General features: G+C 41.0%; 7 protein-coding genes. 1 reads left to right on the plus strand and 6 read right to left on the minus strand.

Annotation, left to right across the window (positions count from 1 at the left end):
- Nucleotides 1-371 precede the first annotated feature (371 nt).
- Entirely contained in the window at nt 372-497 is a 126-nt protein-coding gene (locus MKX74_RS18675; protein ID WP_341179397.1) for a hypothetical protein, read from the minus strand.
- Between the two features lie 369 nt (nt 498-866).
- On the opposite strand from MKX74_RS18675, the gene pelA reads away from it, so the two are divergent.
- On the plus strand, nt 867-1826 hold the full coding sequence (gene pelA / locus MKX74_RS18680) for a pectate lyase (protein WP_197031765.1): 960 nt from the start codon (nt 867-869) through the stop codon (nt 1824-1826).
- A 219-nt stretch (nt 1827-2045) separates the two neighbouring features.
- On the opposite strand, the gene MKX74_RS18685 is transcribed toward pelA, so the two are convergent.
- The 5 genes from MKX74_RS18685 to MKX74_RS18705 all read right to left on the minus strand — a co-directional run bounded on the left by MKX74_RS18685 (nt 2046) and on the right by MKX74_RS18705 (nt 21764).
- Complete coding sequence (locus tag MKX74_RS18685; protein WP_341179398.1) at nt 2046-3176, minus strand: acyl-CoA dehydrogenase family protein; 1131 nt, start codon at nt 3174-3176, stop codon at nt 2046-2048.
- 31 nt (nt 3177-3207) lie between these two features.
- Nucleotides 3208-3735, minus strand: coding sequence for an antiterminator LoaP (loaP, locus tag MKX74_RS18690; protein ID WP_341179399.1), 528 nt, complete (start codon nt 3733-3735; stop codon nt 3208-3210).
- 343 nt (nt 3736-4078) lie between these two features.
- Nucleotides 4079-4780 (minus strand): RNA polymerase sporulation sigma factor SigK, encoded by a 702-nt coding sequence (sigK, locus tag MKX74_RS18695; protein WP_018884776.1) that lies wholly within the window; start codon nt 4778-4780, stop codon nt 4079-4081.
- 155 nt (nt 4781-4935) lie between these two features.
- A complete protein-coding gene (locus MKX74_RS18700; protein WP_341179400.1) occupies nt 4936-14625 on the minus strand; it encodes an amino acid adenylation domain-containing protein in 9690 nt (3229 codons plus the stop codon).
- Complete coding sequence (locus MKX74_RS18705) at nt 14616-21764, minus strand: aminotransferase class III-fold pyridoxal phosphate-dependent enzyme (protein WP_341179401.1); 7149 nt, start codon at nt 21762-21764, stop codon at nt 14616-14618. The genes MKX74_RS18700 and MKX74_RS18705 overlap by 10 nt, the downstream gene beginning before the upstream one ends.
- Between the last annotated feature and the right edge of the window lie 18 nt (nt 21765-21782).

Here is a 21782-nt window from a genome sequence, read left to right on the forward strand (position 1 = left end):
ATGTTGCTTCCATAGAATTGAAACTTAATGTTTCTCCCTACTTCTTTAGTTGAGGTCCCTGTAGATTGATAATAGGCATTGTCCTTCCCCCGTGCCATGGTAGATTTAACGTACCTATCATCATACCGCTGCCATCCATTCTCCGGGCTAGCAATGGCTTGTCCAACTGCTGCAGCATATATAGTTGCTGTAGACAAGCTTAATACCAATGCACACGCTAAGCTGAATAGTAAACTCAACCTTCCAATAAAACGCTTATTCAATGTGTACTCCCCCTTTATATCAAACAACGCTTAAAATAATCTATAACCCCAAGGTCTGTCTAAACAATTCCTTGCTAATCTATAAATATATCCTATAATCTTGAATATTTATTTTTCATTTTCTTTCATATATCTTTCTGGAATTCCTTCAACTCCTCTTTCATATTTCACTTCACTTACTTGAACACACTCATTTTTGACCCCATTTTCATATAGGACCATATGATTAGACATTAATCTTTCTCTCTTTTTGATACAAGACATAATTCGTTTGTGATAACCCGTCTAAAACCGAGACTTTTCCTAGTAATTTGGCTTCGTTCCAGATCTAAATCCAGCTACAACCCATACATAACTACGAACGAAAAATCCTACTAAAGAACTAATTAATAATCGTCAATTTATTATTTTTTATTACATAATATTTCATGTATTGACAAAAGAATTGCCATGACATAAAATTCCATTATCCAATACAAATATTGGGTGTAAAACGAAAACAAATCCATTAAATATTAAAGAAAGGAGTACATGGTTTACATTGTAATTATGGATGGCAAGTAAACATAAATAAACGATGAAATGGGAGAGTGTACAATGTTTATGAACAAGAAAAAGATCATTACAGGCGTTATGGTATGCACGATGGCATTTTCTGTGGCTGGTGGGGTAACGTTGTTCCAACCAATCAGTACAGTATCCGCTGCGGATGCTTCAGGGACGACTGCTAGTATGTCCGATATTCTAAAGAATCAGCTTGCTGATGGAGGATGGAAAAAGGATTATTCGGAGACTAGTGGGGAATGGGCCAAATCGACAATTGATAACAAGGCTACTTATTCAGAAATCAGAAGACTTGCAAGTGAATACAAGAAAACAAAGGATTCCCGTTATTCAGATGCTGCGATCAAGGGCATCAACTTTTTGCTCAACATGCAGTATTCCAACGGGGGATTCCCGCAAGTCTATAAAAGCTCAGGCTATCATACACACATAACCTTTAATGATGACGCGATGATTAATGTACTGTACTTGTTGGATGAGGTGGGCAGCCGTAAAGGTGACTTCTCCTTCATCGACAGTTCCTTGGCTTCTCGCAGCCAGGCTGCTGTGGACAAGGGCGTAGACGCGATCTTGAATTCGCAAGTCGTGGCAAACGGTAAGCTGACAGCATGGGGACAGCAACACGATTCCAAGACACTCAAACCAGCAGGTGCACGAATCTATGAGGTACCTTCCCTCTCGGCTGGAGAGAGCACTTCTATTGTAAAGTTCCTGAAGACAAGACCTTCCAACTCCAAGATCTCAGCTTCCATCAAAGCTGCAGAAGCCTGGTTTGAGGAAGTCAAAATTACAGGCTACCGCTATGAGCGTAAGAATGGGGATAGCAAGCTCATCAAAGACTCCAGCGCTTCAGCACTGTGGGCACGCTTCTATGAAATTGGAACGAACAAACCGATTTTCGTAGGCCGTGACGGGGTAGTCAAGTATGATCTTACCGAAATTGACAAGGAAAGAAGAGGAGGGTATGCCTGGTATGGCAACTGGCCATCCAAGCTGTAATCTTTCTGCATAGCTCATAGCTAACTATGTTAACGTAAACAAACCATAAGCTAAGCGTGTGCACGGTGCTAATAGAACTCTCAAAGTTCCTATAACATTCATTTAATAAGATAATCGGGGACTGGTCGATTCTGTTTCATTGACTTCTTCGGCCAGATCCCCGCTTTCATTCATTAACCTTTATATACCACATTACCTAAATCACAGTACATCACATGATTAGTACTTCTTTCTGAAAGCATGGCTTGCAATTATGATCTGTTGGATTTGCGAGCTCCCCTCTACGATTTCCATGATTTTTGCATCTCTGAGATATCTTTGGACAGGGTAATCAGATCCTACACCATTGGCTCCGTGAATTTGAACAGCGTCTCTTGCCGCATTAAACGCAGTTCGGGAAGCAACATACTTGGCTTTAGCAGTCTCCATTACAAACCGTTCGTCCTTATTTTCTCTTAAATAGCTGGCGTGCAAACAAAGCAATCTAGCACAAGTGATATTAACCTCCATTTCTGCAATTAGTTCTTGTATGAGCTGATGATCTTTCAAAAACTTATCTCCCTGCTTGCGCTGAGTAGCATATTGTACACTGGATTCCAGGCAGGCCTGCGCCAAGCCTACACATCCCCATGCTGTACTATAACGCCCATGAGATAGTCCATAGTTAGCGACATGAGATAAGCCAAACCCAATTCGACTCAACAGATTATCTGAAGACACTCTACAATTATCGAAAGTTAGCTCCGCCAACATGGAGCCTCTGAATCCTAGCAGGCCTTTAATCGGCATCGTGCTAAACCCTGGTGTATCTCTTTCTACCAGAAACGCTCCTACTCTTCCTTTACACTTGGCAAATACAATGTACAAATCAGCACTACCACCGAAGGTGATCCATTTTTTCTGTCCGTTAAGGATATAGTCTGATCCTTCCTCGATCGCCTCTGTCTGTAAATTTTTTATGTCACTACCGACACCAGGCTCTGTCAGTGCAAAAGCAGCGCCTACCTGACCCGTGGCCATCTTTGGCAGCCAGTGCCTTTTTTGTTCCTCTGTTCCCCACTTCAAGATGGCGCTGGACACCATACCTTGAACACCGAGTAAATTTCTTACATTAGAGCAACCCCGTCCAACCTCCTGATGAAGCAAACCTGAACTAATTAAATCCAGACCGGCACCGCCATATTCGCTAGGTAATTCAGTAGCCCAATATCCTTTTTCAACCATTTTTTCTATGATGCTCTTCGGGATATACTCCTCTTGGTCAATCTGAGCAGCATACGGCTTAATCTCTTGATCGACAAAAGCTTTAAACTCTGCCTGCTTTTCTTTATGAGAATGACTAAAATCCACTATGACCAGCTCCCTCAGGTTTTCTGTTGTATCAATTATTCTTTCGAAATACATTCACTGCCAAGTCAACCGTCTTACTTTCCCCGTTAAAATTCAATCTGACCTTGGCTCTGTTATGATGGTTGTCCAATTTCATAATCCTATCTTCCATACCTAATAAGGGCCCTTCTTCTACATAAAAGTTGCGATCCTCCATCAGTACTCGTGAGGAACAAATGATCCCAGATTGGTCAACAAGATTCAGAATGGTCTCGATCTCTTCAGGATCAATCGCCGTCCAATAACAGCCGTCCTTACGAGGAATGCCCGTATTCAAAATTTTAAGAATATAAGGAATCTCCATAATTCTATAGTAAATATCTGGTTGCATTGTTGTCTTGATCAACACATAGCTAGGAAACAGTAACCTGGCAACTGCCCTTGTGACTCCCTGTCTTCGTTCTAACAACATTCTTTTGGGTACTAACGCAGTACAGACTGATTCATTAAATAAAGCATGGATGCGATTCTCTACCATCATTTCTTTATCGGCTTGAACAAAAAGAGCGTACCATTCCACGTTAACACCCTCTGTACTGTATTCTTTTTTAATTCAACAAATCGGGACAACAGCGACTGGTTACATTATGATTGTAAATCAAATAAAAGGATGAAAACGTTATAAAAATCATATCTTGAAATATAATTCAATTAGACACTTTTTATCATTTTTTATAGTTATTTTTCCATATTATCAATAGTTGCTAGAATATCGTGCTTCTCTAAATTTTTTAATTCATAAAAAAACGCGTAAAATGGGCGAAATTAAAAACAAGCCACGATGAAGTGGCCTGTTCGTCATCACGCCTCATGTTCTCTTATTATCTCCTTTACCTTGTACAGAATGACTAATATATTTCAAGTTACCCCTTCTGTTTATAGAATTCGTGATACAGCTTCATGAGCGCCCGCTTCTCGATCCGTGATACATAGCTGCGACTAATGCCCAGCTCCTTCGCAATCTCACGCTGCGTTCGCTCCTCTCCACCCGTCTCTAGACCGAATCTTCCGATTACCACTTCTTTCTCACGGTCATCAAGAATATCCAAGTTGCGGTAAATCTTGCTCTTCTCGATTTTGAGCTGAACCGTGTTGACCACATCGTCTTCCTCTGAGCCGAGGATATCAATTAATGTAATTTCATTACCTTCTTTGTCCGTCCCAATTGGATCATGCAGCGACACATCTTTGCGTGTCTTCTTAAGCGAACGCAAGTGCATTAGAATTTCATTTTCAATGCACCTAGCCGCAAACGTTGCCAATTTGGTGCCCTTCCCGGTCTGAAAGCTCTCAATTGCTTTAATCAGTCCAATCGTACCGATGGAGATCAAGTCCTCCAGATCCTCTCCGGTGTTGTCGAATTTCTTGACAATATGTGCAACCAGACGCAGATTATGTTCAATGAGCATATTACGGGAATGAGCATTGCCTTCGGCCATCAGCTTCAGATGCTTCGCTTCATCCTGTTCGCTGAGCGGTTGGGGGAAGGCGTTATTCTTGACGTAGGAGACGAGTAAGGTCAGTTCCTTAATAAACAGAGCAATTGCAGTAAACAATCCGGGCACAGAGGACACCTCCTGGAAATATGCATGAATCTGTCTTTTTCCATCACAGTATGGTCTGTTTATTGTATGTGGGCGGCTGCCCATCTGTGCCTGTACTGCTTATAAAAAGCTATGGACTTGTTTACTCTGTGTTAGCGATGTGTTGTTTGCGAATCTCACTTTAATATCAATTTGTTAAAATCAGTTATGAAGTATTGAAGCTCTTGTGTAAGCCATGTCAATTTGTTTTCTTCACAGAATAATCTAATCACCAGTTCATTTTCTTGCACGCCAATCGCGATTTCAGTAGACAAATTTTTCACTTTACTACCGTGACTATCCTTTATTCTATTTAGCTCCTCCTTCATCCTTGACTGTGAATCATACAGTCCTAGATAATTAAATATTGGGATGTTGATTGTTCCTAGGCCGTAAATCTCTTTCAAGATCTGTTTCACCTTTTTATACTTGCTTTTCGGCTCCCCATGAGCTAGTAAGGCAGCAAAATTAATGTTCTTCGTGGAAGCCAGGGTAATTAGCTCATTAATCACTTCGGAATCTGCATGTTGATCACGAGGCAGACTTAACGGCAAAATATCAATAAATGCACCTACAGTATGATAATAATTATGGGATTGATATTTTCTTCCTGTATGCATAAGTGCAAACGGTATGGTATCCAGATCGAAATTGAGTTCTAGAACTTTCAAAAATACTTTTATTGATATTTCCCATGACATTTCTGCTACAGATTCGCGAATTTCTTCTGTCAACGGTATAGAAATAGTCGTATGGGTCCAGGAGGCTTCCTTATATTTTTTGAAATACGTTCTAAAGCTTTCTTGAAATTGCTCTAGATTGAATCTCTCAATTAGTTCCTGTTCAGATATACCCTGTGGCCCCTGCACTACCTCGTTGACATAATGCTCATACTGTAATGGATTAGGTTTCCTTAACTCCCCCTGGTTATCATATGCTTGCTGTATCTGTTCATGTAGTATTTCGACGCTCATTGCATCAAAAATCAAATGACTAATAGGCAAATATAGCTTATAGTGACTGTCCGAAAATTTAACCAATATAACTTTATATAGCAATTTGTTGTACAGATCCGTGTTCTCCAAATGTTCAGCATACATCTCATAAATATATTGATGGACTTGCTCATTCTGTTCTTGACTTGCATTCGATAGATCTAAATAAGGTATGTTAAGTCCATGCACTAAGCTATGTTCCTGTAGCATAACTTGATGTTCTGATTGGATGAGAACACTTCGTAATAATCCTTGTTCATTCACGACACTTGCAATGCTTTTACTTAGTAGATCTACATTAACCTCATCGTCAAAATCCATGATTGTCCCGCTAAATGTCTGATTGGTTTCCAGCAGAATTTTCTGTATTGCTGTTATTGGATATACCCTTGTAATCTTGTGATAATTTGCAATCGTATCACTGAATTCATGAAGTTGGCTGGTAAGGGACTCCTTCCATTCTGATAAGCTCCCTGCACTCTTCAATTCGCCTGTATTACTCTCTGCTGCAGATTCGCTTTTCTTCAAGCAGTTATTACATATATCACGCACGTTCTCGTAGTAGAATATATCTTTAATTGAAATGTGAATATTGTTCCTTTTTAATTCTTTGTGTATCTTGGCAATGCGAATGGAGTCTCCACCAGCTTCAAATAAATTATCCCTTGCACCCAGCTGCTGCAGACCCAGTATATTTTTGCAAATGCCGATCACCAACAATTCGGTCTCATTATCAGCTTCTTCATATGGAATGCCTGTATTTATTAGGCCATCCATTTCCGGTAATAGATTCCGATCAATTTTACCATTGAGATTGAACGGTAAAGATTCCATTCGGATGAAATACGCCGGTATCATGTAGTTAGGCAACTTCCTACCCAAAAACTCACGTAAGTTATGAATGGCTATTACTGCTTCAGCTACATAATATGCACATAGATACTTCGCCCCGCCGATATCCTTGTCCACAATAGCAACCTGAGATACGCCTGGATATTGTAATAAATTCAGCTCAATCTCACCGATCTCTATTCGATATCCTCTGATTTTCACCTGATGATCCATTCTTCCTAGATATTCAATGTTTCCATCAGGTAACCATCTGGCCACATCTCCTGTTTTGTAGAGAACCTCCTCATCCTGGTAAGGATGAGTTATAAATCTTTCTCTTGTTAGTTCTTCGTTGTTCAGATATCCTCTTGCCAAGCCCACACCTGCAATACAAAGCTCGCCGTTCACTCCTATAGGCACCATTCTATTGTGAGTATCCAGTATCAGTACTTTATGATTGGTGATAGGAGCTCCAATCGATATCTTCGCCTGTTGATCCTGCTGTAGCCTGTAAGTTGTCGTACAGACAGTATCTTCTGTTGGTCCATAAGCATTGATCACTTCTACCCTCCCGAGTAGATGTGAGATTTGCTCATACTTGAGTTCACTTCCTGCTGTAATTACTCGTCTCAATTCATTTTCTGTCTCTAGCTCAGCGGCTACAAATGGAGGTACTGTTAAGGTTGTAATTTGATTCGCTCTAATATATTCGTTCAGCAAATCTGAGCTGAGCAACGTCTCTCTACTTGGTATACAAAGTGTGTTGCCAAGCAATATCGACATGAACAGCTCCCATGAGAATGCATCAAATGCAATACTTGCAAATTGTAGGATATGTTCATCGTTTCCGATGCCAAGATCACTTTCGAACCAATGCTTCAAGCTAATAACACCTTTATGCTCTACCATTACTCCTTTTGGTCTCCCGGTCGTCCCAGAAGTATAGATCACATAAGCCAAATCATGAGACTGATTGATGTTGATAACTTCGTCATGTGGCAGCGCATACAACTCTTCATCCTCTAGATCAATCACATCTCTGATCTCAAGCACATAGCTCTGTACAAGCTTATGGGTAGACAGCATAATCTCGGCTTTACTGTCCTGCAAGATATAATTGATTCGCTCTTCAGGATAATTCGTATCGATAGGTAAGTAAGCCGCACCCGCTTTTAGGATGGCAAGTACACCTACCACCATCTCAATGGACCGATCGATCATAATGGATACGATTGAATCTATACCTACACCTTTATCCCTAAGTAATGTAGCTATGCTATTAGCTCGCTTGTTGATTTCACCGTAGCTTATTCTATCTTCACCGCACGTAACAGCTACTTTTTCAGGGTTCTGAGCAGCTTGGTACTCAAATATACCTTGAATTGTATCCTCTTTTGGGAGACTCATGTACGTATTGTTAAAGTCAATTAATATCTCCTTTCTCTCATTGCTCCCTACAATCTCAATTTCATCAATTTGTATGTCCGGATTGCTAATAACTTGATTCAGGATATTCAGAAAGTGATTTTTGATTTTACAAACTTCCTCTTCAGCGTATACGCCATCATTATAGTCAAATTTAACAACCAGCTCGTCTCCTGGAATGACTTTGATATTAAAGCTATAGTTCGTTTCCTCGAAAATCCGAGTTGAACTAATTTGGAGATGCATCTGTTCCTGTAGATCCTTATTAATCGTATCTTGATCAACTGGATAGTTTTCGAAGACCATCAATCCATTGATCAGGCCTGTGCCAACCTCAGTAAGCTTTTGAACTTCTGCCATGGAGCAGTATTGATAAGGCTCGCTCTCATTAAAGTCTGATCTTATCTTCTGTAGCACATTCTTGTAATTCTTGTCATGCGTAGTGTTCACTCGTAGTGGGATCGTGTTGATGAATAAACCGACCATTTCATCAATTCCATCTATTCTAGTTGTTCTACCCGAGACAATAAAACCAAACACAATATCGCTCACATTGTTATATCTTTGCAACAGGATCGCCCATACACTCTGGAAGACAGTATTAATTGTAGTATTATTGTTTTTTGCCAACGCTTCAATTTGTCTGGTAGCGTCTTTGTTCAGACTTAGAATGACCTCCTGCGGTTGTCCATGGGTTACTGTTGATTTCTTGAACGGTATTTCGATTGTAGTATTATATCCCTGCAAGTAGGTCGACCAATAGTTCAGCGCTGCCGTCTTGTCCTGCGTGCCGATCCATTTGATATAGTCCTCGATAGGTCTCACTTTTCTCGCTTCTAGTGCAGTATTCTGCAAGAGATGATTGTAGATATTGAACAGCTCACTACTGATAATTCCAAAAGACCACCCATCCAAGATGATATGATGATTACTCAAAATTAAACTATATTCTTCATCGCTCATCCGGACTACAGCGAGTCTTATAAGAATATCCTTGGACAAGTCAAAGCCCTGCAGCCTGTCCTCCCTTACCAGCTGTTCGATATAAGCTTCTTTGTCGCCTTGGAAGTCCCTGATATCCCGATACGTAATTCCAGCTTCTCTGGATTTGTACACGATCTGCATGTTTTCTTTGAAGTTACTGCTGTCAAAATTTGTTCGTAAGACATCATGACGGGCAACTAATTCTCTAAAGCTTTGGTCAAATAACTCTTCATTCAGTACACCGGTTACCCTAAGCTCCATGTTGACATGATAGTACTCACCTTTATCTGCTATCGAATGGAAAAGTAGTCCTTCCTGCATCGGAGTTAGCGTATACATCCGCTGTATATTCTCGATGCTCATATGATAAGGCGCCAATTCACTCCATGATATATTCTCATCTGTAAGATCAGCAGCTGTTGTCTCTACATGATCCAAGGATACACAATGATCAATGATCTGGGTAAGACTGTCAAGATAACACTGCAATAATCCATCAATAGTTAAATCCTTGAATTCCTCTCTGATATAGCTCAAGGTTAGTGTGAATTGTCTATGAAGAATCATGGCTGATATATTCAAGGGGTACAATCTGCTGCTGTTCTTGCTTACCGAATCTCCTGGCCTCACATCAGCAAGTGTAAAGCTTTTGCCCGCGATATTCTCGTCGAACTGTCCCAAATAATTAAAGCTTATGTCAGGGGTACGGGTATTTTTTAATTCAAATGGTGATAAATATTTCAGGATACCATAACCAATTCCTTTGTGAGGGATTCGTCTCAGCGTATCCTTTGTATCTTTGATCACATCAGATAGATTATCCCTCATGTGTAAGACCACAGGATATTGACTGGTGAACCAACCGACGGTCCTTGTTACGTCTACATTTTCTATAATCGACTCTCGTCCGTGTGATTCAAGATTAATTAGTATCCGATCAGTCTGGTTGTAGCTAGCTATAGTGACGGTCAGGGCGGCTAGCAGAATATCATTAATTTCGGTAGAATATGCTCTGTTTACTTTGGTCAATAGCTGTTCAGTATGTGCCTTGTCCAATACGATTGTCTTTGTTCTGATCTCCGCACCCACTATGCTTGGGAGGATGCTATCTTTGCTCAGCTCTTTAATCCCCCATTGATCTAAGCTGTTCCAATAATGGAGTTCATTTCTAATTGCAGGCCCGCTTGCATATCGAGCTTGCTTAGAGGACCATTCCTGAAAAGAAGTTGTTTTCAAAGGTAAACTTTGAGCTTGTCCATTATAAAGTGTTTCAAAGTCTTCTATGATAATTCTCCATGAGACGGTATCCACCACCATATGATGGATAGATACCAGCAAGTAATCTCCTTTGTCCGTTTTGAACAATCCTAATTTTACTAACGGACCTTTCGCTAATTTCATGCTAGCTTGAATTTGAGTACATACATCGGAAATATATTCATCTGCAATATCCGTTCCTCTAAGATCATAGATTCGTAAGTCGTATAGCTTATGGTCGATTTTTCTATTGATTAACTTTTTGTCAATATAGGTTGCTCTTAAAAGATCATGATGACGAACAATATGATCAAATGCTTGCTCAATCCGATCGTCTCTAAAACCATGTCTGCTGAACAACAGTAATTCCTGATTGAAATGATCCTTATTAATATGATCATGCTCTAAAAACCATTGTTGAATCGGTGTCAATTGGACCTCACCAGACACCTCACTCTGATCTACAATCAATTGTATCTGTTTGATATGAACGACCAGGTCTTTTATTTTGGGATTATTCATCAAATCCTTGATTTCAAAGACATAGCCTTGATTGCGCATTTGAGCGATCGCCTGGATGGCCTTTATAGAATCTCCGCCTAGCGAAAAAAAATCATCATTAATACCCATATTCTTTATACCCAGTACTTTTCCCCACACCACTGCAATAGATTGTTCCATCTCATCTCGAGGGGCGACATATTGCACCCCAGTATCTATCTCTCCATGGGGTTCAGGTAGTGCCTTGCGATTTACTTTTCCGTTAGGAGTCAACGGTAATTGCTCCATTCGAACGAAGTATGAAGGAACCATATAGCTAGGCAATGAAGCAGATACGTGATTGCGCAATGCTGATATGGACAACTCTGCTTCACTAACGATATAAGCACATAAATGAGCTTGCCCGTCCTCTCCAGCTCGGGCTACTACAATCGCATCCTGAACCATTTCGTGTAGCCTTAATTGGCGGACAATCTCGTTCAGCTCGATCCGAAATCCCCGAATTTTCACCTGTTCATCGATCCTGCCCAAATACTCAATATTACCATCCGGCAGCCAGCGAGCCATATCCCCTGTCTTATACATTCGTGCACCCGCATCATACGGATGTGGCACGAACTTCATATCTGTTAATTCGACATTATTCAAATATCCCCGAGCCAATCCATCTCCAGCAACGCATAATTCACCCGCTACTCCAATCGGTAGCAGGTGATTATGGCGGTCGATAATAAATGCACTTGAATTGCTGATCGGCCTTCCGATTGGAATGGGATTACTGAACAGTTCTTCTATAGCATAATAGGTTGAGAAGGTTGTGTTTTCTGTTGGCCCATATCCATTAATTAGCTTCAGAGATGGATACATCTTTCTTACCAGATTAATGTGCTCCCATGACAATGCATCTCCGCCTACAATTAAAGTCTCCAGCCCACTAAATATGCCTACGTTCTGCTGCACAAGCTGGTTAAATAGTGGGGAAGTCAGCCACATCATCGTAATTCGATGTCTCCTGATTTCTTCTCCTAAGCTCTCTGCATGTAAGAGTATATGCTCCTCAACCAACACCAAGCTGCTTCCATTCAGCAGAGCCCCCCAGATCTCGAAGGTGGAGGCGTCAAATGCCATGGCTCCCGTCTGCAGTATCCGATTCTCTCCGTTAAAATTCGCATAATTGGTATTCTTCACCAGCCGCACAACGCTTTTATGCTCGATCATAACGCCTTTGGGATTTCCCGTAGAACCCGATGTGTACATGACATATGCCAAATCCGATGGATTGTTTACCTGTTGTGGATTTTCCGTGCTTTCTGCGGTTGCATCCTCGGTAATCTCATCTAATAGCACCATTTCAATAAGCTTCTCAAGGCTATGTTTTAATTCCCCTATATAGGTTGATCGAGTCAGGAGCAATCCCGTATTGGAATCCGCAAGCAGCGTCTTCATACGTTCTACTGGATATTTCGGATCCATCGGAACATATGCTCCACCAGCCTTCAGAATCCCCAGTATACCAGTGATCATCTCCACCGAGCGCTCACCCATGATACCTACTAGGATATTTTCGCGCACACCTTTTTTTCTTAAATAGTGTGCTAAACGATTAGCTCGCTCATTGAGTTCCTGATAAGTTACATGTTCATTTTGCCAGATCAATGCAGGATGGTGCGGCACCCTCTGGGCCTGCTCCTCAAAAAGTTGGACAATGCTCTTCTCTCTTGGATAATCGCCACCCGTATGATTGAACTCATAGAGAATCCGATCCTTGTCTTGATCATCCAGTATCTCTACATCCTCGATGCTTATACGCTGGTTAGCTATGATTTGATCCACGATGGCCTCAAACGCAGCCGATATCTTCGCAATGCTCTCCTCGGAGAAAACCTTCTCATTATATACAAAATTAATTGACATATCCGTATCCTGGTTGACAACTAGCGTTAAGCTATAATTCGTCCCTTCAATCAGATGGTGGGGCAATACAAACACAGAATTTAATATTTTCAGATCATTACTGCGCAAAATTTCTTCATTTAACTTCTTTTCATCAATAGGATAATTTTCAAACACGAGCAAGCTGCTAATCAGATCACTTTTTGCTTCACACTGATTCTGAATTTCCGCAAGACTAAGATAATCATGCTTGCCGTTGTTCAGCGTGATGTTGCTTATATGTCTAGTCAGCTCTTGGAAGTTGATATGCTCTGAGAATTCCACGCGCAGTGGGAGCGTATTAATAAATAGCCCTGGTATAACTTCAACACCTTCAATTTCAGCATTTCTTCCTGACACTACGTATCCATAAACAATGTCATTCCTATTGTTGTATTTGCTAAGCAGAACTGCCCAAATGCTCTGAATCACTGTATTCACTGTAATTTTGCTTTCCTGCGCAATGCGGGTTATGCAAGACGTTTTTTTCTTGTCCAGGACCAACACCATTTCCTGATTGCTGACTTCATTCAAGTTATTATCTTTGGCGAAAGGAATGGTTGTGATTTCCTCATGTCCTTTTAAGTAGCTCTTCCAGTAGGCCTTAGCCTCGCTTATATCCTTGTTCTTTAACCAATCAATATAAGTGAAATAAGGTACTACTGGGTTCAGACTAGCTTCAATCCCATGCTTCAGTTCGTTATAGATTTTAAATAACTCAATCAATATGAGGCTGTTACACCAACCATCCATAAGGATATGGTGCAGATGAAAGATCATACTATATGTATTTACTTCCATCCGTACCAATACAATGCGTAATAATGGATCTTTACTCAAATCAAAGCGCCTCATGCGATACTGCTTAATTAACTGCTTAAGCTCTACTTCAGCAGCAGCGCCGTGTTTTTGAAAGTCGATGTATTCAACCTCTGCTTTTCTTTTTTTATACACCACCTGCATGTTTCTATGAAATGAAGAATAATCAAAAACCGTCCTCAAAATGTCATGTCGCTCAACTACGATATTAAAAGCCTGCTCCAACATATCCAAATCAATTTGGCCTTCGACCTGGAAGCAAGATAATTTGATATACGTATCTTGTTCATCTGCCAAAGCATGATAAAGCATACCCTCTTGCATAGGAGCAAGAGGATAAATATTCTTAATATTGTTCAGTTCATCTTTGTATTGCGACAATTCCTGCATGGTTATGTTTTCTCGTGTGATATCGGTAATGGTTAATTCTGCATCTTCTTTGCTAGTACAATAAGTAATCATACGAATGAGATGATCCTGATACGTAGCTAGCAGCTTCTCGATCGTGTCAGCATAGAAATCATCTTCGTTATAGAAAATGGAGATGGTTAATTGGCCAGCCTGAATCTTGGCTTCAATGTTCAAAGTATAAGTGCCCGCCAGATTACTAAAGGGGTATTCGATGTCATCTAGACTCAGGATTTCAATTGCAGGTCCCACCGCATCCTTGTCCCATTCCCATAAATAATTGAAACAAATTTCGGGCTCTACACGGTTCAGCTCATCGTTAGATTGGTATTTAATAATCTCATAGGATCTACCCTGGTCAGGAATCCGTCGCAACATATCTTTGGTATGTTTGATCGTATCATCCATTTGTGCGTGAGCGGTTAGTATAACAGGGTATTGTGAACTGAAATTCCCTACAGTTCTACTAATGTCCATAGCATTGAATTGTTGTTCCCTGCCCTGCGTGATCAAGCTAATTAGCGCTTGTTCCTCTTTCGTCCAATCATGGATGGTGTAGGCAAGAGCAGCTAGCAGTATATCTAAAGAATTCGTATGATATGCTTGATTCGCCTCTAACAGCATACTCTCGGTAACTTCTTCACTAAGCTCTAGGACTCGTTTGCTCAACTCCATGCCAATTTACCTCTTTTCCTTGGCAATTTTTTGATGTCTGCATCACGCAAGCTTCTCCAATATTCAACCTGTCTCCTAACAGCATAGGAACTGGCATACTCATCTAATCTTGCTGCCCACTCCTTGAAGGAGGTTGAATTCTTGGCTAGTTTTATGCTTAAGCCCTTTTCAGCCTGCATATAAGCATTTGAGAAATCTTCAAGCAGAATTCTCCAGGATACCTCATCGACTAATAGACCATGGATAGCAATAAGCAGCTTGTCCCCTTCATCCGTCTTCAACAAGCCTACTCTAATCAATGGTCCATTTTGCAAATCTATACCGCCTCTAATCTCATTACATTTCTCTACAATCTCCTGCTCTGATACATTCTCAACTATGTTGACATCATACAAACGCTCCTGCAGGTCTCTAGAGATCTGAACCATAGCTCCATTGTCATCCTTGAATCCCATACTTAATGCATCATGGTGAGTAACCAGTGTATCAAGAACTTTTCTTAGCACATCGACCCTAAAACCATCCGGTCTATATAGTAATTTAACCTGGGTCCAAGGATGTTGATCCGTGAATTTCTGTTCAAAAAACCGCTTCTGAATGGGTGTTAACTTCACGATCCCAGCCTGTAACTCTTGATTACGATCCGTATGCTGCTGATCAACAAATGCCACCAATTGCTTAATAGTCGGATTTTTATATAAATGATCAACTTCAAAGTTGTAGCCCTTTGTCCTGGCGCGGGATATGAGCTGGATCGCTTTAATTGAATCTCCACCCAATTGAAAGAAGTCATCATTAATACCAACTGGGCTGATATCCAATGTAACCTCCCATATACGAGCCAGCATTTCTTCTGTTTCATTCCGTGGTGCTTCATAACCTTGCCCGGCAACCAATCCGTTTGTAAGCGCTACCGTTTCGTTTTGTGCGTACTCCATATCAGGAATGAAGCTCTTGGTTATATCCTGGTCCATACTTGTAAAATCCCTGAGTCTGAGGCCTGGTCCGTCAGGATCAGTGGGTTGGGTAATTAACTGTAAGATACTTTTATACTGCTGTCCCCATGTACGAATGGTCTCTTCTTTAAATAGGCTTGTTTTATATGTCATCCCCATATTAAACAGCCCATTCTCCTCCAGAATTTCAATCACAAAATCAAAGTCAGATAATTTACTTTTATAGTCGTAGGTTGTGAGTTCAAGGTTGTCTATTACTAATACTCTTTCATCCGTCTTTTCATAGACAAACCTTACGTTAAGAAATCCTTCTCTGCTATGTTTGGCCTTTTTAATGTGGCTTGCCAACACATTGAACGGGTAGTACATATGCGAATAAGCTTCCAGACAGCTTTGTTTCACTTGCTTCAGGAACTCTGAGAACGTACTTTCATCGGCAAGTTTGTTTTTAAGCACAATGGTATTCGTGAACATACCTATACTTTCATTAAAGGACCCGTCTGCTCGATTCGTCACAGGTGTCCCAATACATACATCTTCGCATCCCGTTAGTCTCTTAAGTAACACATTAAATGCAGCAGCTAACAGCATAAACAGAGAGCATTGATTACGTGAAGCCACTAATTTCAAATCATGAACCAACTCTGAACCAACACTCATATAGACTGTATTTGCAGCGAAATTTGATTCATCACCTACTGGAAAGTCGGATGGCAACTTCAGTACGTTAACATCTCCAGATAATTTGTTAAGCCAGTATTGTTCACTCTGCTTCTTTTCTTCCGATACCAAATATTGAGCTTCCCATTCAACAAAATCTCTATACTGCTTATTTACTGGAGGAAGGACTTCATTAGCATATAAACGCATGAACTCTTGCACGAATATGCTCATAGATATTCCATCTGCTATCGTATGATGAAAATTGAAAATCAACGCACTTTCTTGTGGCCCTCCAGCGATCAAGATCACCTTAAATAGAGGTGCCTCCTTAAGGTCAAAGGGAGTAACTAATTGTTCAATTAGATTCTCCAGTTTCTCATCGGAACCTTTTTCAAAGGTCTGAATTCTAAAATTCACACGGTCAAGGATCTCCTGCTTAAATGCCCCATCTTCAATAAATAGGCGTGTTCGTAGACTTTCATGTCGCTCAACAATTTGATTAATTACCGCCTCAAATTTTTGAAGATCCAGCGTCCCCCTAACCTTCAATACAGCCACCAGATTGTAGGGGTCATCTTTTCCCATTGAGCTTAATGTATATAATCGTTGTTGAATAAGCGACATGGGAGATATAGATTCCAATTCTTCATTTTGGATGGAGTGAATCCCCTGAATTGCGCGTTCCTTCATCGGGGGCTCACCAAAGTACCCAGCCTGGCGCATTTCTTCGATCGTCCTTGTTATGGCAGTAAAGATATATTCAATATCCTCATCCGTGTGCTCTGTTGAGAAGAAGCAATTCCGCCCCTCCCACACATACACTCCCTTTTCCAGCAGCCCAAAGAAAAAGATCTCGAAATCTCCCCGGAATACAAATCTGAACAACGAGCCAAAATGGACTACCTTAATAGGAACAAGATTTTCTTCGAAAAAGTCATTTACCCGGTTCACAAAATCATTGGTTTTGTTATTCAATTTGTCATACAATGTGTCCTTATTTTCCGTTATATAGGCTAATGAAGCGTTAGCAGCTGCCATAGCTAGAGGGTGATGAGAAAAAGTCCCTGCTACAAATGTTCTTTTTTGCTCACACGGTGGAACTGACGTATCACCAAAGCTCCACATACCGCCATCAATGCAGTCCATGTATTCAGACTTTCCAGATACAATGCCAATCGGCATTCCCCCGCCAACGACTTTTCCATAGGTTACAATATCAGCCTGAATACCAAAATGCTCTTGTGCTCCCCCTGCGCAAATTCTAAAACCAGTGATAATCTCATCAAATATTAAGGCAATGCCGTTTTCTTCGGTGATTCCCCTTAATTTCTTAAGAAAATCCTTGGGCTGAACATCAGGCCTTCTGCTTTGAACAGTCTCTACTAGAACTCCGGCAATCTCACTTGCATGAGTCCTTATGAACTCCAGCGAGGCCTCTTGATTGTAATTTAACATGATTAAATCACTAACCGCACTGTCCATAATGCCTGGTGCTAACGGAATGGTCGTCAGTTCGCCATCCTCTCCAATGGAGGACAATCCAAGCAGACCATCATAAGTACCGTGATAGGAGCCTGCAAAAGTAACAATCTTCTTCTTACCTGTACTTGCGCGAGCAATTCGTACGGCTACCATGTTAGCTTCTGTGCCGGAGTTATAAAAAGCTACTCTCTCCACACCAGTTAAGTGCCTAATCTGATCCGCAACACTTCCTGCCAACCTACCCATCGGTCCGAGTGGCATTCCTCTATCAAGCTCTTCTGTCAATGCTTCACGAATAAAGCTTGGATTATGTCCGAGCAGATTCACACCGAACCCCATGGTTAAATCCACAATTTCGTTCCCATCAATATCACGTAGCTTGGAGCCCTGTCCCGTATCAGCTACAATCTGATAGATCATTTCCTTCATTACAGGTCTGAAGCCCGCTACATTCCTATTATTGGCATATACTTTTCTATATCGTTGAATGTTCTCTTTTGATTTTTTAGAGAAGCTTGTATATTTGTTTTCTATATTGCGAATATAAGTTAGCTGCAGTTCATTGAAGTTCTCATGATCAATCAGCTCAAGTTTTTTGTAGGGAACATAGTGACTCTTGGTGTCGACCGTCAAAGGCACAGCATTTGAGCTACTTCCGCTGGGCTGTATTTGCTTTGGGCTCGGCAGTTGGTTTCCTGTCGTGATTACAGTCTTTGAATTCGTTAAATTCTTTAGTACATGAAGCTGCTCTGTCATCAGTTGCATCTGTGTATTCATAATATTTTGTATAGCAGCCATATGATCGAGCGCTCCTGGAGATTGGCTTTTCACTTCGCCCGCGGCTACAGGATTATTCACAGGTTCGATCACCGGGAGAGAAGCAGTCATCTCCCCTGATACAGGATCAGCATCATTGCTACTGTCAGCTACATCTTCAGAACAATCGGTATGCTGGCTAATATACTCAGTGATTTTCTCTACGGTATCCAGGTTCATAAAGAACTCATTTAGCGCAATGGATAGATTGAACTTATTCGTAATTTGCTTATTTAACTGAATGAGCACCAAAGAATCAAAGCCGAGTGTCAGTAGACTCAGATCATCCTCGATTTCTTCAATTCTGAGCCCTGTTAGAATCTTAATCATTTCCTTTAATTCTGAATTAATTTGCATTTTGTAATTAGAATGTCTTTGATCGCTCTCATGTGTAGCCTGATGTAGCTGCTGCTGCGAGTATTGTGAGAGTTCAGGCTTATCTTTTATATCCATAGCTGTTCCCGCTGCTTGCTCCTGTATAACCGTATTAAGCTCCATTCTACTGACCTCTTTCCACAGTTCCTTCTTTTGAAATGGATAGTTGGGAAGGTTAACTTTCCGTTTGGAATAGCTTGTATAAAAGGTATTCCAATCCAGATCTATACCGTTCAGGAATAGTGTAGACATCGAGTTAAAGAGCTGAGTATAGTTGTCTGCTTCTCTTCTCATGGAAGGTAGAAATAGAATATCACTGTCGTTCAGACACTGATTAGCTAATACGCTTAGTGTTGCATCTCCTCCAATCTCAATGAAGAGGTTGACACCGAGTCGTTTGGCCTCGTTAATAGCTTCCTGATAATTCACTGTTTTGGACAGGTGCTCTATCCAATACTTACTTTTCCCAAGCACTTCTTCCTTCTCAAGCTGTCCCGTAATGCTGGATATCATAGGTATGTTCATCTTGGAGAAAGTAATGTCCCCAATGCTGTTCTCATACATGCTTTCATAATCCTTCATTAAGGAAGAATGGTATGGATGAGGAATATTCAGCTTATTAAAAAATACTCTGTGTTTGGCTTGCAGGGTATCAATAACGATATCTACCTCATCGCTCCGCCCCGATATTGTGACATTTCCAGGTGCATTGATCGCGGCAATCGTGACATTCTGACATCCACTTTCCTCCAATGCCTCCTTCACATATTCCACATTGGTAAGAATAACGACCATCTTGCCTTCAACATCTATGGCCTCCATCATTTGTCCACGTCGTGCAATCATCTGGATTACATCATCCAGATTGATTAACCCTGCATAGCAGGCAGCCGTATATTCCCCTATACTATGGCCAATGATTACAGCAGGCTTGATGCCAAGCGAACCCCAAAGCCTGGTCAATGCATACTCGATTGAGAAAATTGCTGCTTGGGAGTATAAGGGTCTATTTACCAATGTCTTGTCTTCCCCATAAATTCCATCCAGAATCGATAACCCCAGTATCTTTTCAAACTTTTCATTACACAGGTTCATGGCCTGTCTGAACGTATTGGATGTGGAGTAAAAGTCTTTGGCAATACCTTCATAAATCGAGCCTTGGCCCGTGAACAAAAAGGCTATCTTCTTGTCTTTAGCGGTATTCTTCCGGTTCAGGAGCTCATCGCCAGGATGATTGTTTAGGAAAAGGTCTATTTTATCTAGCAACTCTTGCTTGCTTCGCCCCACTGCCGAGAACCTTTGCTTCAGAAAAGATCTACTGACATTGGAAGTATACGCTATATCTGCAATAGAGCTTTGATCCTGTTGTAATAGTTCCTTCACGGAACTTGCATATTCCTTTAATGCTGATACATTCTTGGCAGACAAGGTCAACATATGAGCAGGTAATTGGTCTAGTTGCTTCCTGTTGTCCTGAGGCGACTCCTCAAGAATGACATGCCCCAGAGTTCCGCTGAACCCAAAAGAACTAATTCCTGCTCTTCTGGCTCCTTCTGATTTGTGCCAATCCATGAATTTGTCCGCAATTTTAACCGTGCCCCATGATATGTTCTTATTGGGATTTTCATAATACATGTTAGGTAAAATCTTCTTATTCTCTAAAGACATAATGACTTTAATCAATCCCGCTATGCCGGAAGCAGCTTCTAGATGCCCAATATTGGGTTTGACAGAGCCAACCAAGATCGGACTTTTTTTATTCTTGAAGACCTCTGAAAGCGATTGAATTTCAATCAGATCACCTAACTGTGTTCCCGTCCCATGTGTCTCTACATAATCAATATCATCGACGGTTAATTTTGCATTATGTAGTGCCTGCCTGATTACACTTTGTTGGGCCAGTCCGTTAGGAGCTGTGAAGCCATTTGACTTGCCATCTTGCCCGATAGCGACACTCTTCACAATCGCAGAAATCTGGTTCCCTGCTGTGTTGGCATCTTTCAACCTTTTAAGTATAATGACACCACAACCCTCACCTCTACCAAAACCATCTGCTTCGTTATCAAATGCCTTGCATTTTCCATCCTTGGACAAACCACTGAATTTGGAAAGTCCTACAAAGGGCTCTGGCGTGAGCAATAGATTAGAACCCCCGACAATGGCCATGTCGCATTGATTATTCCGCAAGCTGTCCACTGCCATGCTTAAGGCTGAGAGAGAGGATGAGCATGCCGTATCACAGGTAATGGCTGGTCCTTTGAAATCATAAAAATAGGATAATCTTCCCGACGCTGATCCCAATGATACTCCTACTGTGGAGTAGGGGGTTATATCATTAGTGCTACCTGAGAATAATTCGGCTTTGGCATATTCATAAGCGCTTATCCCTACAAATACTCCTGTCCTACTTCCTCTCAATTCCTCTATATTGAGCGCTGAATTCTCCAGAGCCTCCCAGCTAACCTCTAACAAGAGTCTATGCTGGGGATCCATGGATGCAGCTTCTATAGCTGATAGACCAAAATGAATATTGTCAAACTCCTTTATATTTTCTCGCAGAAAGGAGGCTTTTTTTGTAATCATTTTACCTTCAGCTTCAGGATTATTACTGTAATAGTGGTGGAAATCAAATCGATCGGATTTAATTTCAGTGACCGTATCCATGCTGTTAGCCAAAACATTCCAAAACCCTTCAAGGTTCCATGCATCACCCGGAAAACGACCCGAATAGCCGATTACAGCAATTTCATCATTATCTTTTTGGTCCTGAATGATTGTAGATAGCTCTTCTATTTTGGCTGCAGCTTTTTTAAGAGCCGATTTATACTTATCAATCTCTTGCCCCATACACTCACACCCTTTTAC

Source organism: Paenibacillus sp. FSL K6-1230 (assembly GCF_038002385.1).
Taxonomy (GTDB): domain Bacteria; phylum Bacillota; class Bacilli; order Paenibacillales; family Paenibacillaceae; genus Paenibacillus; species Paenibacillus massiliensis.

Excerpts from the sequence above, each read along its gene's own strand:
- MKX74_RS18705 (WP_341179401.1), bottom strand. The coding sequence starts at position 21,764 with ATGGGGCAAGAGATTGATAAGTATAAATCGGCTCTTAAAAAAGCTGCA.
- MKX74_RS18700 (WP_341179400.1), bottom strand. The coding sequence starts at position 14,625 with ATGGAGTTGAGCAAACGAGTCCTAGAGCTTAGTGAAGAAGTTACCGAG.
- pelA (WP_197031765.1), top strand. The coding sequence starts at position 867 with ATGAACAAGAAAAAGATCATTACAGGCGTTATGGTATGCACGATGGCA.
- MKX74_RS18675 (WP_341179397.1), bottom strand. The coding sequence starts at position 497 with ATGTCTAATCATATGGTCCTATATGAAAATGGGGTCAAAAATGAGTGT.